Here is a 14,795-nt window from a genome sequence, read left to right on the forward strand (position 1 = left end):
CAGGTCCCTTCGGTCACACCGCCGGAGCGCCTCCGACGGTGTGACCGAGCAGGTGCAGGGGGGCGGCCGACACCCCGGCCCGTTCCACGGCGTCCCAGTAGGCCAGGGCCACCCCGGCGTCCACCAGGCCGTGCACCAGCGGCAGTCCGTGGCCGGCCGCGTGCAGCAGGGACTCGGCGCGGCAGGACGCCAGGGTGCCCTCGATCCAGGGCTGGGCGAGGTAGCCGGCCGCCGCCACGGCCGGCAGATCCTCGGCGACCTCCCGGTCGGTGCGGCCGACATGCAGCAGCCCGCCGCCCAGCACCAGCACGTCGTCGTGTTCCCGCATGCGTGCGAGGGCCCGCTCGGTGTCGAAGCAGTGCGGGAAGGAGTCGTCGACCACGATGGCCCCCGGTCGCAGCCGGTCGACGTCGAGCACCGCGGTGGCGCCGCTCACCGCCGTCACCAGCAGGTCCGCACCGTGGACCGCGTCCGGCAGCACCCGATCCGACTCCGCCACCTCGACGCCGCCCGCACCGACCAGTCCACGTTCCCGCAACCGCCGTCCCAGCGCGGCCAGTCGTGGCCCGCTGCCCCGCACGTCGCACAGCAGCAGACGCCGGGGAGGCCGGGCGGCCAGGGACAGCAGCAACTCCAGGGAGGAGGCGCCGATCGAACCCATTCCGGCGAACGCCACGTCGAGATCCGAGAGATCCCGGCCCGTGGCGCCGAGCGCCGCGTGCACCGTCCTGACCACCGCCACCACCGTCGCCGCGTGCCCCGTCGTCACGGCCGCCGGACGACTTCCGGACCGCAGCACGTCGAAGCCGTAGCCGGTCAGCGACGGAATCATCCCCGCCAGGGACACACAGCGCGCTCCCTGTGCGGCGGCGAGCGACACGGCACGGACCGTGTGCCCCACCAGCCCGCCGCCCGCCGTGAGTTCGTCGGCGAAGAGCGGAACGCAGACGAAACCGGACCGGCCCAGTGGCGTACTGATCGTCTCCAGCAGACGCGGGACGCCGTCGGGGAACAGCAGGTCGCGCAGCTCGGCCCGAGGCAGTGCCGACCCGGGCAGACCCGCCAGGCGCGCCAGATGGCCGGGTGCGGGCAGGTAGCCGACCAAGGCCGCGTCCATCGTGTCCCGCGTCCCGGGCCCGTGGTGGCCACCCGAACCGGAGGGACGCGGCGCGGGCCGGCGTGTTCCGGGCTGATCCGGCACGCCACCGCCACCTGAGGCGGCCCGGGTGAGACGCCGGCGCACCGATTCGGCGAAACGGTCGAGCGTGCCCGGTGCGAACGCCGCCGCCGAGCCCCGGACCGTGACCCGCACCCCGTCCGTGTCGGGCCGTACCGCCATGAACACGTCCGTCGTGGCCGCAGGCGGCAGGAACGTACTGTCGCCCGACTCCCACGACAACCGCAGCGTCCCGCCGTCCGCGGGAGCCAGCGCGGAGAAGTCGAGGAAGGTGAAGAAGAACTGCGAGGTCAGGGGAAGCCCGTCGGTACTCCGGGGGATCACGTCCTCATGGGCGCGTGCCTCCTCCGCCTCCGCTGCGACGCGGCGGAGCGCGTCGTCGAAGTCCCCGTCGGAGAGGGGCCCGTCGGAGGAGGAGGCGGAGGTGCGGGCGGAGGCCGGCCGTACGGGTACGGCCGTGGCGAACGGGCCGAAGACCCGGTGCGCGTCGGGCAGTGTTCCGTCCCGGCCGCTCACCGCCAGCCCCACGATCAGGTCAGGTCGGCCGGTCAGCGCCGTGAGCTCCTGGTAGTAGGCGGTCAGCAGCGGCGCGTAGAGGGTGGTCCGCGCGCGGGCGGCGAGCGCGCGCAGTGCCGCCGTCGGGGAGGCTCCGAGGGTGAACTCCGCGGAGCGGAACATGACGTCGCTGCAGGCCCCGGTTCGCTCCTCCTCGCCGTTGCCGCTGACGGTGGTCCGCAGTACCGGCGGTCGGTACGGGGCGCACACCCGGGCCCGGCGCCGCGCCCGGGCCCGCCCGGCGACACCTGCCTGGTGCCCGGCCTGCGTCGAGGACCGGACGTGGTCACGGAAGTCGCCGCGCGGCGGCGGGAGCGGGGGTGCGTCGCTGCCGCCGGTCAGCCGGTCGTACACCTCGGTCAGTTCCTGCATCAGCAGCGCCGCACTGTATCCGTCGCCGATGACATGGTGCGCGTGCACCAGCAGGACGTGCTCCTCCGGGGCCAGGCTCAGCACCTGGAGCCGCATCAGCGGCCAGGCCCAGGGCTCGAGGCGCCGTGCCGCCTCGGCCGCGGCCCGTTCGTCCACTTCGGCAGGGGTCGCGACCGTCGTGAAGGCGACCGGCAGACGCAGCGACGGCGGCAGTTCCTGCTGGACGGGCGGACGGGCACCGGCCGGGAAGACGGTGCGCAGCATGCCGTGACGTTCCACCAGCAGGTCGACCGCGGCCTGGAAGACATCGGGGTCCAGCGGTCCGGACAGCCGAAGCCGCGCCAGCCAGGTACCACCGCCCGGCGAGAGAGCCTCCGCGAGGAGGAAACCGCGCTGACCGGGCGTGACGGGGAACGGGGCCGTGCGGTCGTCCGCGGCCGGGGAAGGAGAGGGGGTAGGGGTAGGGGAAGCGGAACGCGGCTCCACCGCGACGGCGTCGACGGCCGCGGAGAGCGCCGCGAGGGTGCGATGACGGTAGATCACGGTCGGCCGGGGCAGCGGCGCTTCGAGTTCCGAGAGCCGGGAGAACACCCTCAGGACGAGCAGCGAGTCACCGCCCAGGTCGAAGAAGTCGTCCTCCCGGCGTACCGAGGCCACCTGGAGCACGTCGGACCAGATCTCCGCCATGCGTCGTTCGGTCGCTGTGGCCGGGGGAGTCCCGGCACCGTCCGGCAACGCCGAATCGGCGGGAACACTGTCCCGGACCGCCGTCGCGCCGGAGCCGGGGGACGGGCCGGCCAGTGCGAGGCGGTCCACCTTGCCGGTGCCCGTGAGGGGCAGCGCGTCGAGGCAGGTGATCCGGGCCGGGAGCATGTACGACGGCAGGAGACCGGCCAGGTACCGGCGCACCTTCCGGGTGTCCGGCCGGTCCGCCGCGGACCGGGGGGTGACGAAGGCGAGCAATCGCCCCTCATGCGCGATCACCACCGCCCGCGCGACGCCGGGACATCCCTGGAGTGCCGCCTCGACCTCTCCCGGCTCCACCCGGTTCCCACGGATCTTCACCTGGTCGTCGATCCGTCCCAGGAACTCCACGGTGCCGTCGGCCGACCGGCGGACCCGGTCTCCGCTGCGGTACCAGCGCCGCCCCGCCCGCAGGGTGAACGCCCGCCCGGTCAGCTCCGGTTCATCCAGGTAACCGGGGGTCAAGCCGACTCCCGCGATGAGTAGTTCACCCGGTTCGTCCGGCTCGCAGGAGGTGCCGTCGGCGCGGACCACCTCCAGGTCGGTTCCGGCCACGGGGCGTCCGATCGGCAGCTGCCGCACCTCGTCGCCGGGGCGGGAGTCGATGACGTGGCAGGTGGCGTTGACGGTCGACTCGGTGGGCCCGTACAGATTGGCGATGCGCGCGCCGTTCCCGAACAGGTCGAACCAGCGGCGCACGTGGTCCACGGGCAGTGCCTCCCCGCCGACATGGACCCAGCGCAGCGCGGTCAGGTCCGGCAGGCCCGTCCCGCTCCGCGCCCTCGCCTCGGCGGCGGACAGCAACTGCTCCCACAGCGTCGGCACGGAACTCCACACGGTCACCCGCGCCCGCTCCACGTGGGTGAGCAGCAGTTCGGGATCCCGCAGCAGGGCCCGCGGCACCGTCACCACGGTGCCGCCGACCAGGAGAGGGGCGAGCAACTGGCGCACCGAGGCGTCGAAGCAGGGCGAGGCGGTCTGCGCGAGGCGGTCGCCGGCGCCGTAGCCGAAGGCGGCGACGGCCCAGTCGAGGTAGTTCTCCATCGCCCGGTGGGTGATCGGTACCGCCTTGGGCCGTCCCGTGGAACCGGAGGTGAAGATGACATAGGCGATCGCCTCGGCACCGGGCGGCGCGGCAGGCGCGGCAGGCGGCTCCGGTACGGTCACGGGAACGCCACCGTCCACCGGTGCGTCCCCGAGGACGGGAACCGCCCGTACGGCCGTGAGCGCGTCGGCGGTCTGCCGGGTGGGGGCGTGGCACACCACGGTGGTGGTGCCCGTGCGGACCAGTTGGCCGGTCAGGCGCGCGACGGGATGCTCCGGGTCGAGCGGGACCCAGCCGGCTCCGGCGCGCAGGATGCCCACCACACCGACGACGGTGTCGGCGCCTGGCTCGGTGAGCAGGCCCACCAGATCACCCGACCGTACGCCGAGGGCGCGCAGGCGCGCGGCGAGCAGAGCGGAAGCGCGGTCGAGCGCCCCGTAGCTGAGCGACGCACCCGCGGCGTCCGAGGCGTCCACGGTGGCAGTGGCGTCCACCGCGACCGCGTCGGGCCGGTCCCGGAACCGGTCGAGCAGCCGCGCGACCAGCGGGGACGGCACTGGTGACGGCACCGGGTGAACGGTGCCGGCATCCGGCGACGGTGCTGCCGAGCCGGGCGACGGCGGTGTGCCCGGCACCGCGGCCAGTTCGGCGCGGAACTCCCGGTCCAGTCGTGCCACGGTGGCCCGCCGGAACAGCGGCTCCGGGAAGTTCCACGACCAGCGCAGGAGCGGGCCGTCCGCCCAGCACAGCAGACTCAGCCGGGTCGCGGCCGACCCGGTGCCGGCCGCCGTCGCCCGTACCTCCACCGGGCAGTCCGCGGCCGAGCTCACCGGGAAACGGGCGAAGCTGAAGCCCGCCGGGCTCACCGTCCGGGGGCCTGATCCGGCACCGGGCGCGGCACCGGGAAGCAGCGCGGCCAGGTCCAGACTGCTCAGCCCCGCGTGCCGTTCGCTCTGCAACCAGGTCCGGCGCAACCGCTCCGCCAGGGACAGGATTCCCTCATCGTCAGCCGTCCGGCACAGCAGGGGAAGAGTGTCGGCGAGTGGGCCGACCAACCGCTCCACACCCTCGAAGCGGTCCTCGCGACGGGCCCTGGCCACGTTCACGGCGACGTCCCGGCCCTTCGACCACCGGGCCAGGCAGCGCACATACGCGGCGAGCAGCAGGTGGAACAGGGAGATGTCGTGCGCGGCGGCCAACTGTTCCAGGCCGGCGGTGAGTTCCGCGTCGAGCTCGCCGTAGTGCTGCACGATCGGGCCGGACGGGCCGGACGCGGGCGCGTCGGGATCACTGTCGTACGGCAACCGCAGTGGTTCGCCACGTGCGGCGAGGCGCTCGGACCAGTAGCGCCGGTCGGCACGCCGCTCAGCGGAGTCGGACGGCGGCAGACTCGACGCGTACTGCGCGAAGTCCGGGGCTGCGAGCGCCTGTTGCGGACGCTCGCCGTGGCACAGAGCGGTGTACGTGTTCCACAGTTCCTCGGCGAGGAGGTTCAGGCTGTAGCCGTCCACCGCCACGTGGTGCACCACCAGCAGCAGATGGGCGAGCGCCGGCTCCCGGCGGAGCAGTACGGCCCGGATCGGCGGCAGCGCCGCCAGGTCGAACGGCTGGTTGCACACGGCCGTTTCGGCAACGTCCACCTCGTCGGCGGCGCAGTCGCGCACCTCGTACCAGTCCGACAGCGGCACCGGCGGCGTCGTGCGCTGTGTCGGCAGCCCGCCCGGTTCACGTACGTCGGCCACCCGCAGCCGCAGCATGCCGTGCCGTTCGGCCAGCGCCGCCAGCGCCCGGCCGAGCAGACCGGTGTCGAGCGGGCCGCGGACCGTCAGTCGCAGATGCCCCCGTGCCGGGACGTCCGGGTGCAGCCTGCTGCTGGTGTACAGCGCGAGTTGCACGGGCGTCAGGGCGAAGGGCGGCTTGTTCCCGGCACCGGACCCGTCACCCGGCCCGGGCCCGTTCGTGGCCGGTGCGGAGGGCTCGCCGGTGTGATCCTCCAGGTGGGCAGTGAGTTCACGCACCGTCCGGTGCTCGAAGAAGAGCGTGGTGGGCAGCTGCCGTTCCAGCCTCCGCTCCAGCCGCTTGACCAGGTCGACGGCGCCCAGCGAGTCCAGGCCGAGCCGCAGGAACGGAGTGTCGTCGTCGACGGCGGACGCCGGGACACCGAGCGACTGCGCCAGCAGTTCCCGCAGCACGACAGCGGTGTCCGAGGGCGTCGCGGGCCGGCGTCGACCGGCGTCGTCCGTGTCGCCGGTCCTCTCGACGGCCGTAGGCCGCGCGGGATGCCGCGGCACGGCGGCAGGCCGTGTCGCCGACGCCAGGTCGGCGAGTACCAGCTGAGCGGCGTCGGTGCCGCACGCCGTGCGCAACGCGGCCAGCGCGGGCGCGGTGGCCAGGGGCCGGCCTCCGCCGCCCGCGACGGCCGTGCGGCTTCCGGCGCCGTCGAGTGCTCCGAGGCCCGCGGCGACCGCGAGGCCCGTCTCGGCGAACGGGCCCAGGTTCACCGACAGCCAGGGCCGGCCCGCCAGGCGCTCTGCTCCGGCGAAGGAGTCGAGGAAGGCGTTGGCCGCCGCGTAACCGCCCAGCGCACCGGCCAGGCCGGGCAGCACCGACGAGACCGACGAGAACGCGACACACACCCCCGGACGCTGCCCGTGCCGCTGCAACGCACCGGCCAGCAGGACCGTGCCCAGGGTCTTCGCCCCCAGCGCGTCCACCGTCTCCCGCACGCCCGTCCCGCGCAGGCTGCCGGGCCGTGCCACGCCCGCCGCGTGGAACACGGCATCCAGCGGCGGCAGCACGCGGACGAGCCGCTCCACGTCGCCGGGCGCCGTGAGGTCGGCCATGACGTAGCGTGCGTCGGCACCGAGGTCGGTGAGCTCTTCCAGCAGACCCGAGGGCGGGTTCGGGGACCGTCCCGCCAGCACCAGGACCGGCCGGCCCCGGCCCGCCAGGTCCCGGGCCAGTGCGGACCCGATGCCTCCGGCACCGCCCGTGACGAGATACGCACCGTCGACCGGCAGCCGGTCCTCGCAGACCGGCTTGCCCGCCGCTCCCGCCGCTCCCGCCGCTCCCGCCGCTCCGGCCACTTCCGGCGCGACGGACCGTACGAGGCGCTGCCCTCCCCTCCAGGCCACGGCTCCCGCCGCCTGCGGCGCCGTCGACTCGGCGGCCAGGGCACGGAGCAGCCGCTCGCCGTCGGGGGAGTCGGGAGAGCCGGGTGCGTCGCGGGACGAGAGGTCGATCCAGTTCGCGACCACCCCGGCCGACTCCTCCGGCACGGCGAGGGCCAGACCGCCCAGGACCGCCTGCCCGGGCACCGCGTGCTCCACACCGTGCCCGGTGACGTGCGCGTCCTCGGTCACGACCAGCAGGCGGCGGGCTCCGGACCGGTCGAGCAGAGCGAGGGCGTCCTGGAACGCCGCGACGGCCTGCCGCAGGTCCCCTTCGAGGCCCTCCGCCGGGTCCGGCCGGGCCGGCCCGCCGAGGAGGACCACCGTCTGCGGACGGATCTCACCATCGTCGGCCGTGACGGCCCGCACGCCGACGGCGGCGAACCCGTCCGCCAGGCGGCGCACCGCCACCGGGTCCGCGCCGGTCACCAGCACGGGGCCGGGAAGACCGGCGCCCGGCAGGGGCGCGGGCCGCCAGCCGACGCGGTGCAGCAGTCCGGGCGCATCGGGCTCGGGCCAGTGCCTGCGCCGCTGGTACGGGTACGGTGGCAACTGCACCCTGCGGTGGCCCGCGTCGAGCGCCGTACGGTCCAGCGGCACCCCGCGCACCCACAGCCGCGCCACCGTCTCCATCAACTCCCGTGCCCCGCCCGGCGCGGCCCCGGTGCCGGACCGCTGCACGGGGGCGGACACCACAAGGGCGCCGTCATGAGTGCCGTCATGGGCGCCGCCGAGGTGCCCCCGGCGGCGGGCGGCCACCGCACGGACGGGACCCGCGAGGTTCTCACCCGGGCCGAGTTCCACGAACGTGTCGTAGCCCTCGTCCAGCAGACGGTCCACGGCCCGGCCGAACAGGACCGGCCGCAGCGCGTGTTCGCGCAGGTGGTCCGGGTCCAGGCGCGGCTGCCACTCGGCGGTGAGCGTGCTCATCACCGCGAGCGCGGGCACCGAGGGGCTCAGCAGCCTGCGTGCCGCATCGCTCACCCCGGGTGCGACCGGTGCCATCAGCGGCGAGTGGAAGGCGCGCGGCACCCGCAGCGCACGGACCGTCGCGCCCTGCGCGGTGAGCAGTTCCGACGCCTGCCGCACCGCGTCGGGGGTGCCGGAGATCACCAGCCGGCCGGGACCGTTGTACGCCGCCACCGCGAGGTCACCGGGGGAGGCCGCCACCAGGTCCTCCACCGCCCGTTCGTCGGCGCCCCGCACCGCCGCCATGGCACCCGGCGCGGTCGAACCGCCCATCAGCCGTCCTCGTTCCGCGGCGAACAGCACCGCCTCGGACAACGACAGCATGCCGCCGACGCAGGCGGCCGCCAGTTCACCGACGCTGTGCCCGACCACCGCGTCGGGCCGCACCCCCCAGGCCGTCAACTGCCGGGCGAGCGCGACGCCGTGCGTCACCAGAAGCGGCTGTGCCACCTCGGTCGCGGCCAGCGAGGAGGCGTCGACTCCGCCGTCGACGCACCAGGCCGTCAGCTCCCGCCCGTGTACGGCTCCCACCAGCGCCGAGGCCTCGTCGAGCGTCGTGCGGTACACGGGTGCCGTGTCGTACAACTCCCGCCCCTGCCCCGGCCGCAGGCCGCCCTGACCGGGCAGGACGAAGACGGTCCGGGGCCGGTGCGTCACCGTCCCGGCGACCGCGCCCGGCACGGGTGCCCCGTCGGCGGCGCGCACCGAGGCGAGCCGCTCACGCAGGTCGCCGGCGGCCACGACGGCGAGCCGGTGCGGCCGTTCGTCGCGTGCGGCGCCCACCGTCAGACAGACATCACCCTCCGTGAACTCCGGGTGGTCGCGCAGCTGCTCCGAGACCCGTGCCGCCCACGCGTCGAGCCCGGCGGCGCTGCCCGCCGACAGGGTGAGCAGGTTCGGGCCGCGGGCATCCCCGCCCGGCGGCAGAGCACGGGAAGGCGGCGCCTGCTCCAGTACGGCGTGCGCGTTGGTGCCGCCGAAGCCGAAGGCATTGATCCCCGCCCTGCGCGGCCCGGACGACTCCCAGGCCGTCACCTCGGTGACCAGGGCGAACCCGGACCGCTCGACTGCGGGGGAGACCGGTGCGTGATGCAGGGAGGCCGGCAGCCGCCCGTGCCCGAGGGCCAGGACCACCTTCACCAGGGAGGGCAGCGCCGCCGCGTTCAGCAGGTGCCCGACGTTGGTCTTCACCGAGCCGAGCAGCCGGGGCCGGCCGTCCGGGCGGGCCGGGAAGGCATGGGCGAGGGAGCGCAGTTCGATCGGATCCCCCACGGCGGTACCCGTCCCGTGGGCCTCGACGTACGAGACCGACGCCGGGTCGACACCGCAGTACGCGTAGGCCCGGTCGATCACCTCGCGTTGCCGCAGCGGGTTGGGCGCCATCAGACTCAGCGACGTACCGTCGTTGTTCACCGCGGTACCACGTACGAGGGCCAGGACCACGTCGTCGTCCCGCTGGGCCTCCTCGAGGCGCCGCAGGACGAGGACCGCGCCGCCCTCACCCGGTACGAACCCGTCGGCCGCGGTGCTGAAGGCACGGCTGCGCCCGGTCGGTGACAGGGCCTTGGCCGCCTCCAGGGCCTGGTGTGCGGAGGGGGTGAGGTGCAGGTTGACCCCGCCGACGACCGCCACGTCGCACTCGCCGTCCGCGAGACTGCGCCGGGCCAGATGCAGCGCCACCAGGCCCGAGGAGCACGCGGTGTCCACGGCCAGTGCCGGGCCGTCCAGGTCGAGGCAGTGTGCCACGCGCGCGGCGACCAGGTTGGGGAGATTGCCGGTCAGGGCCGTCGCGTCCGCGGAAGCGCCCGCGGGGTCCGCCTCGGCGAGGAGTTGCCGGTAGCCGCTGTCGCCGACGGCGGCGAAGACCCCGGTCCGCAGGCCCCGCCGCCGGGGCCCCGCGTACCCGGCGCGTTCCAGTGCCTCGTGGGCGAGTTCGAGGAAGACACGCGCCTGCGGATCCAGCGTGCGCGCCTCCTCGTCGCCGATGCCGAAGTGGCCGGCGTCGAAGGCGGCGGGGTCGTCGAGGAAGGCTCCCCAACGCGCCGGCTGCTCCGGTTCCGTACGGCCGTGAGCGCTCCAGCGGCCCGGAGGCACCGCGGAGACGGCGTCTCGCCCGCCGGTGAGCAGGTCCCAGAACTCCTCCGGCGTGTCGGCCCCGGGAAACCGGCAGGCCAGCCCCACCACGGCGGTCGCGGACACACCGTCCGCACGGCCCGCGGCGGACGCTCCCTCCTGCCCGTACGCCGCCGCCTCCCTCTCGGCGGACGTGCCCTCCGCGGCATCCGTCCCGACGACGTCCATGAGGTGGTCGGTGAGCGTGGCGACCGTGTCGTTGCGCATCACCGCCGGTCCCAGAGCGACACCGAGGGACCGTTCCAGCCCGGCGAGCGCCTCCATGGCCCTGATCGAGGTACCGCCCAGCTCGGCGAACCGCTCCCGGTCCCCGAACGACGCCTGCGGCAGCCCCAGAACCCCGGCCCACGCCTCACGCACCGCACGCCGGACCTCCCCGCGGGAACGGGGCGCCGACCCCGGCCCCGCGGACGACGGCCGCGGCCGTTCCACCGGGTCGCCGGGCACCGCACCGGAACGCGCCGACGGCCGGTACGCCCCCGCCTCGAACCGGGAACGCATGCGCTGCCGCCGCACCTTTCCGCTCGTCGTGCGGGGGAAGGCGGACGGCGGCAGCGCGAGCACCCGTACGTCGTCGTGGCCCAGTGCCGCGCGGACCCGACGCGCGACCCGGTCCAGCACCTCGGACGCGGTACGCGGCGGTCGCGCCCAGGCGACGAACACCACCACCCGCTCCCCGCCGCCCACCGGGTCGGTCGACCCGACCACCACCGTCGTACCGGCCGGTACCCCCGCCGTGCCGGCCGCCACCTCCTCCAGGTCCGGGGCGTGGAACGTACGGCCGTTGACGAACAGGACGTCCTTGTGCCGGCCGCTGACGCACAGCCTGCCGTCCCGGAGGAAACCCAGGTCGCCGGTGCGCAGCCAGCCGTCCGCGAAGGACCGCGCCGTCGCGTCCGGCAGACCGTGGTAGCCGCGTGCGATCTGCGGACCGCTCACCTCGATGTGCCCCACCCGCCGGTCGCCCAGCACCCGGCCCCCGTCGTCGGTGATACGCACCGAGCAACCCGGCACCGGTACGCCGACATCCATCAACTCCACGGCATCACCGCCGGGTTCCCGTTCCACCACACGGCCCCGGCTGAGCGCGGCGCGCTCCACGGCCACCGGCACGGCCACCTCGCCCAGCGGCGGGAACGCGACGGCCAACGTCGCCTCGGCCAGCCCGTACACCGGCGTCGCCGCCCGCGGATCCAGCCCCGCCGCCCGGGTCCTGGCGGTGAAGTCCCGCCACACCGTCGCCGATATCGGCTCGGCCCCCACCAGGATCAACCGCACCGCGCTCAGGTCCAGCCCGGCGAACACCTCGGCGGGAACCCGGCGGAGGGTCAGGGCCAGGGCGAAGTTGGCCGCCGACAGGATCGTGGCGCGATGCGCGGCGGCCACGTCGAACCACAGCCGGGGATTCTTCGCGAACGACAGGGGGCCGATCTTCACCTGCTTGGCCCGCGCGGCCAGCGGTGCCAGATGAGTGCCGATCAGGCCCATGTCGTGGAAGTACGGCATCCAGCTGACCACCACGTCGTGTTCCGTGAGGGCGGAGGCCTCGGTCAGCTGCCGCAGGTTCGCCAGGACGACCGCGTGGGTCAGCTCCACGCCCTTGGGCGCACCTGTGCTGCCCGACGAGAACTGCAGGAAGGCCAGTCCGTCCGGGGCCACTTCGGCGGGAGCGGCCACGGGCGGGCACGCCCGCAGTGCGTCCAGCCGCAGGACCTCGGCGCCGCCGGGGAGTTCGGCGGCCACCGGAGCGCAGGCCGCGTCCACGACGACCGGGGGACGGCCGAGGTGCTCCCACACCGGCCGGACCCGCCGCGCGTCCGGCGCCAGCGGCACCGGTACCGAACCGGCCGCGAGCACGCCCCAGAACAGGGGCTGGAAGTCCGCGCTGTCCTCCGCGAGCACCGGAACGCAGGTGCCCGGCGCGACATGTGCCGCACGCAGACCGCCCGCGACGCGCAGCGCCCGGTCCACCAGTTCCCGGAAGGTGACGGCCACCTCGCCGCCGTCCCCCCGGACATGGACGATCACCTGGTCGGGGGAGCGGTGGGCGGCATCGAGCAGGACGTCCAGCAGCGTCGCGGCGTTCATCTGTCCGTTCGTTCGTCGGTGAGGCAAGCGGTGTGGTGAGGCATGCGTTGTGTGGGACGGTCCGGAGCCGGGACAGGTTGCTTTGCCGTGCTGCCTCTCGCGGGGCGTACCTCCAGCGCACACGGTGCATGCGTGAGCCCTGTACGCGCCCCCGTGGCCGTACGGACAATGCAGTGTCCGTGATCATGCGCGGAGTACCCGGTTCCTTCCGCCGAAGCAGAGGAAAGCAGGTCGACCGCCGTGCTGTTGCGTCTGCCCACGTCCCTGTCCGAAGCACAGAACTGCATGGCCGAGGGAGCGGTGCCCATCGGCGGAGCCACCCTCGTGTGGGCACTCTGGCAGCGGGACGGCTTCCCCGAGCAGGCGATGTCCCTGCGCAGCCTCCCGGAGGCCAATGTGCTCGAGCGCGAGGCCCTGGGCGCGGCCGTTCTGCTGCACCGGATCGACGACCGGGTGCCGGAGGTCCTGCGCGGCGCGGCCGCCACCGTGGGCACCGGCGCCGTGCGCCGGACGGCCACGGTCGGCGGCAACATCGTGGGAAGCACCCTGCGCTGCCTGCTGCCGGCAGCGCTCGTCCTGGACGCGCGCGCCACCGTGCTGGACCGGGACGGGACCTACGAGACCGATCTGGGCGAGGTGGTGGCCAAGCGTCACCTCCTGCTCAGCCTGCGCTGGCGCGACCCCGTGACGAGCGGGTACCACAAGGCGCCCGGCGAGGTGGGCGGACCGCCGCCGCTCGTCGTCGCCACCGCCGTGCACGCCGAGGAGGACGGACAGCGCCGTGTCCGCGTCGCCGTCCGTGACGGCTACGAGGTGAACGGCGGGAGCACGCGGTGCGCGGCCGACACGGACGAGGTGCTGGACGCCCTGGACCGCACGGATCTGGGTTCGCTCCCCCCGGCAGCCCGGGACGTGATGCGCCGGGAGGTGTCCGGGGTCCTCGGCCGGGCCACCGACGGCTGACGGCACCGACGGCTCACCGCTCCAGCCGGCCGTGGGGGTGCGCCGGGCCCACGTCAGTCGACGGGCCAGGTGTGCACCGGGGCGTTGAGGTGCATGTAGTCGATGTACACCTGCGTCATTCGCCGCAGGGCCTCATGGCGGCCGCAGTGGGCCGAGGCGTCGATGTGGTGGAACATCTCCTTCTGCCACACCGCCCCGTTGCGCCCGGTGACGCACCGCTGCTCGATGATGCCGAGCAGCGGCTCCCGCCAGACCTCGTCCATGCCGGAGAGCTCCAGCCCGCGGTGTGCCAGCGGCAACAGCCGCCGCAGCACGAGCTCGGGCACCGGCACCTCGCCCATCCCGGGCCAGTACAGCCGTGCCTCGATGCCGTGCCGTGCCGCCGTGTGCAGGTTCTCCTCGGCGGCCGAGAACGACATCCGCGACCACACGGGCCGCTCCTCCTCCACCAGGGCACGGGTGAGCCCGTAGTAGAAGGCGCCGTTGGCCAGCGTGTCGGCCACGGTGGGGCCGGCCGGCAGCACCCGGTTCTCCACCCGGACATGCGGCTTGTCGTGCGCGATGGCGTAGACCGGACGGTTCCAGCGGTAGATGGTGCCGTTGTGCAGGGTCAGCTCGCCCAGTTCGGGAATGTCGCCGCGGTCCAGCGTCTCGGCGGGATCCTGCTCGTCACACAGGGGGAGCAGCGCCGGGAAGTACCGCAGGTTCTCCTCGAAGAGGTCGAAGACACTGTTGATCCACCGCTCCCCGAACCAGACCCGGGGACGCACTCCCTGCACCTTGATCTCCTGCGGGCGGGTGTCGGTGGCCTGCTCGAACAGCGGGATCCGGGTCTCGTGCCACAGTTCCTTGCCGAACAGGAACGGTGAGTTGGCCGCCAGCGCGATCTGCACCCCCGCGATCGCCTGCGCCGCGTTCCAGTAGTCGGCGAACTGCTCCGGGTACACCTGGAGATGGAACTGGGTGCTGGTGCACGCGGCCTCGGGGGTGATCGTGTCCGCGTAGGTCCGCAGCCGGTCGATGCCGTCCACCTCGATGTGCAGGTCCTCGCCCCGGGCCGCGAAGATCTGGTCGTTGAGCAGCCGGTAGCGCGGGTTCTCCGACAGCGCCGACTCACCCACGTCCTCCTGCCGCAGCGTCGGCAGAATACCGGTCATGATCAGATGGGTGCCGACCGACTTCGCGCGTCGCTCCGCGTGGTTCAGCGCGGCGCGGATCTCGGACTCCCAGGAGTCCGGGCCGCCCGCCGTCAGCTGTCGGGGCGGCACGTTGATCTCCAGATTGAACCGGCCCAGCTCCGTGGACCAGGCGGGGTCCGCGATCACTTCGAGCGCGTCGAGGTTGCGCATCACCGGCTCCGCCCGGTCGTCGACCAGGTTCAGCTCGATCTCCAACCCCACCTGGGGCCGCTCGGATTCGAACCGTGCCTCGCGCAGCATCTGTGCGAACGTGTCGAGGCACTCCTGCATCTTGATCCGGTACCGGCGGCGGTCCTCACGGGTGAACACCAACGCCGGGACGTCGCGTCCCATCGCTTTGCCTCCCGGCCCCCCGTCCTCGGACACCTCTCCACCCCAGC

Annotated in this window: 3 protein-coding genes; 1 reads left to right on the top strand and 2 read right to left on the bottom strand. The window is 74.2% G+C overall.

Annotation, left to right across the window (positions count from 1 at the left end):
* Positions 1 to 13: 13 nt before the first annotated feature.
* Complete coding sequence (locus tag DIZ27_RS27280) at positions 14 to 12,253, bottom strand: non-ribosomal peptide synthetase/type I polyketide synthase (RefSeq protein WP_109381112.1); 12,240 nt, start codon at positions 12,251 to 12,253, stop codon at positions 14 to 16.
* A 240-nt stretch (positions 12,254 to 12,493) separates the two neighbouring features.
* On the opposite strand from DIZ27_RS27280, the gene DIZ27_RS27285 reads away from it, so the two are divergent.
* Positions 12,494 to 13,216, top strand: a complete 723-nt coding sequence (locus DIZ27_RS27285) for an FAD binding domain-containing protein (protein WP_109381113.1) — start codon at positions 12,494 to 12,496, stop codon at positions 13,214 to 13,216.
* 53 nt (positions 13,217 to 13,269) lie between these two features.
* On the opposite strand, the gene DIZ27_RS27290 is transcribed toward DIZ27_RS27285, so the two are convergent.
* On the bottom strand, positions 13,270 to 14,748 hold the full coding sequence (locus DIZ27_RS27290; RefSeq protein WP_109381114.1) for a glutamate-cysteine ligase family protein: 1,479 nt from the start codon (positions 14,746 to 14,748) through the stop codon (positions 13,270 to 13,272).
* Positions 14,749 to 14,795: the final 47 nt, after the last annotated feature.

This window comes from Streptomyces sp. NWU339 (assembly GCF_003143855.1).
GTDB lineage: Bacteria > Actinomycetota > Actinomycetes > Streptomycetales > Streptomycetaceae > Streptomyces.

What these genes read in the sequence shown, in the direction of transcription:
- DIZ27_RS27280 (WP_109381112.1), bottom strand. Translation starts at nt 12,253, where the DNA reads ATGAACGCCGCGACGCTGCTGGACGTCCTGCTCGATGCCGCCCACCGC.
- DIZ27_RS27290 (WP_109381114.1), bottom strand. Translation starts at nt 14,748, where the DNA reads ATGGGACGCGACGTCCCGGCGTTGGTGTTCACCCGTGAGGACCGCCGC.